Here is a 2,902-nt window from a genome sequence, read left to right on the forward strand (position 1 = left end):
TTTCCCGCTAATGGTAACGTCTTGTGCAAATATTGTGGATGTTAATAGGAGGAGCAGTATGATAAAAAAAGGTTGTTTCATAGAGGTAGATAAAGCTTACGCTAAGATGTGCAAAGTTTTTAGACGCGCGTTGTTAATTATTGTTAAACAAAAAGGCGTATTTATTTCTAAACACGCCTTTTTTATAGCTGAAATGAATTGAAATCTATTTCAGAATCTGCTCTATACGTTCTAATTCTTCGGATGAAAAGTTAACATTATCCAATGCCTTTAATGAATCGGCTAATTGCTCGGGCTTGCTTGCACCAATCAGTACCGATGTTACCCTTGCATCTTTTAGCAACCAGGCCAATGCCATTTGTGCCAGTGTTTGGCCGCGTTGCTCTGCCAAAGTGTTTAGGTTTTTTATTTTGCCAATTACCTCATCGGTAACCTGACTGGTTTGTAAAAAACCGGTAGATTTTGCCGCCCGCGAATCTTCAGGGATGCCGTGTAAATATTTGTTGGTTAACAAACCCTGCGCTAAAGGCGAGAAGGGGATACAACCCACGCCGTCTTTCTCCAACACATCCAGCAACCCTGCCTCTGCATCGCGAACGAACATAGAATATTTAGGCTGATGGATTAGACAAGGCGTACCCAGGCGTTTTAAAATGGCTATTGCCTCATCTGCTTCTTTGGCGTTGTAGTTGGATATACCCACGTACAAAGCCTTACCCTGGCGAACTATCAGGTCGAGCGCGCTCATGGTTTCTTCCAGCGGTGTTTCAGGATCCGGGCGGTGATGGTAGAAAATATCTACATAATCTAAACCCATGCGTTTTAGGCTTTGGTCCAGACTTGATACCAAATATTTTTTTGAACCCCAGTCGCCGTAAGGGCCATCCCACATGGTATAACCCGCCTTGCTTGATATGATCAATTCATCGCGGTAGCCGCCAAAATCTTCTTTTAATATCTTACCAAAGTTGGTTTCGGCACTGCCCGGGGGCGGACCGTAATTATTAGCCAGATCAAAATGTGTTATGCCGCTATCAAACGCAAGGTGCAAGATCTTGCGGAAGTTTTCCATCACATCTACATGGCCAAAGTTATGCCACAGGCCCAATGAAATGGCAGGCAGTTTTATGCCGCTTTTACCGCAACGGCGGTATTGCATTTTATTGTATCGCTCAGAAGAGGGTAGGTAGGTCATTGTTTTGTTGTTGATTTGGGTAAAAATAGGATTTTATTCTTTGTCTGAACCCGAGGTAAACAGATTATTACGATTGACAGGCTTTTAATTAGGGCGTTGCCTTCGGCCGGGCTTTCCACTCATACTGCACGGGCCTTAGCCACGGGCAGGTATCCGTTGCAATCCCTAACGCAATGGCGCGGTGGGAGAGCTTATACCACCTCCGCTACTACAAATGTACTGCCGCCGACAAACACCAGGTCTTTATCGGCAGCATTGGCCCGGGCCGCTTGCAAAGCTGCTTTTACAGAACCATAGGCCTTGCCATGCAAACCAAAACTGGCAGCCTTTTCGCGAATGCTTTCTGCTTCCAATCCACGGGGGATATCTGGTCTGCAGAAATAGTATATAGCATTGGTGGGTAGCATGGAAAGTACCTTGCTGATGTCTTTATCGTTCACCATACCTATTACAAAATGCAGTTGGTCATAATTAACCAAGGCAATGTTCTTTAGTACTTCGGTTATACCTTCGGGGTTATGGCCGGTATCGCAAATAGTTAACGGGTTGCGGCTTAGAATTTCCCAGCGGCCATGTAGGCCGGTTAAGGTTTTTACCTGCTTTAAGGCAGTGGTGATATGTTCGTTAGTAATTGTAAAACCTTGCTTGTGCAGTTCATCTACCGCGGTTAAAACCGTCCTTACATTGTTTAACTGATAGGTGCCGGCAAGATCAAGCTGCAAGTTCTGTGGTGCTTCAATTTCTAAAAACTCCAGATGCTCTTTTGACTTTTGAATTTTTACTTCTGACTTCACATCTGATGCAAATACTATTCCCGCGTTTTGCTGCTTTGCTTTATTAATGAACACATCTGCAATTTCCGGTTGGTATTCTCCTATAATTACCGGTGTTGATGGCTTGATGATCCCCGCTTTTTCGGTGGCTATTTTTTGCAATGTATCACCAAGTAGGTTCATGTGGTCCCAACCTATATTGGTGATGATAGATAGCAGCGGGTTAATTACGTTTGTAGAATCCAGCCTTCCGCCTAATCCTACTTCTACAATGGCAATATCAACCTGCTCCTTCGCGAAAACATCAAAAGCCAGCGCAACCGTCATTTCAAAAAAGGAGGGTTGTATACGCTCAAAATCTGATTTATGATCAGCTACAAAATCTACGACCGTTTGCTGGCTTATCATCGCACCGTTTATGCGGATACGTTCCCTGAAATCTTTAAGATGTGGTGAAGTGTACAAACCCGTTTTGTAGCCTGCAACCTGCAAAATGGCAGCCAGCATGTGGGATGTTGAACCCTTGCCGTTTGTACCGCCCACATGCACACTTTTAAACTTGTGCTCGGGATTATCCAGAATATTTAATAGGGCAATGGTATTGGTCAGGTCCTCTTTATATGCGGAGGCGCCAACACGGGTAAAAACAGGCAGTTGGGTGTATAGGTAGTCAAGGGTTTGCTGGTAATTCATCTTTTAGTTTGCAGTTGCCCGTTAGCAGTTTGCAATGCAAATGTATAAATGCAAACTGCAAACTTATATCTGCAAACTGTAATTTAGTTTACTTTAAACACAAAAGTTAAAGTGCCTTTTTGAGTTTCGGGGGCGGTTTCTGAGGTGGTGAAACGTGATCGCTTTACGGCGTCTTCACATTTTTGAAGTAATGCAGCATCCGTAATAGTGGTACCACGGGCACCCGCGGTAGCTTGTATAA

Annotated in this window: 3 protein-coding genes; 1 reads left to right on the forward strand and 2 read right to left on the reverse strand. The window is 44.0% G+C overall.

The features are described 5' to 3' along the window. The coding region (locus JWQ85_RS18190; RefSeq protein WP_299470456.1) for a hypothetical protein at positions 1-202 on the forward strand (202 nt) is incomplete at its 5' end. Between the two features lie 3 nt (positions 203-205). On the opposite strand, the gene mgrA is transcribed toward JWQ85_RS18190, so the two are convergent. Then, on the reverse strand, positions 206-1,195 hold the full coding sequence (gene mgrA, locus JWQ85_RS18195) for an L-glyceraldehyde 3-phosphate reductase (protein ID WP_299470458.1): 990 nt from the start codon (positions 1,193-1,195) through the stop codon (positions 206-208). A 191-nt stretch (positions 1,196-1,386) separates the two neighbouring features. Beyond that, positions 1,387-2,661 (reverse strand): folylpolyglutamate synthase/dihydrofolate synthase family protein, encoded by a 1,275-nt coding sequence (locus tag JWQ85_RS18200; protein WP_299470459.1) that lies wholly within the window; start codon positions 2,659-2,661, stop codon positions 1,387-1,389. Positions 2,662-2,902 lie beyond the last annotated feature (241 nt).

Source organism: Mucilaginibacter sp. (assembly GCF_028288105.1).
Taxonomy (GTDB): Bacteria; Bacteroidota; Bacteroidia; order Sphingobacteriales; family Sphingobacteriaceae; genus Mucilaginibacter.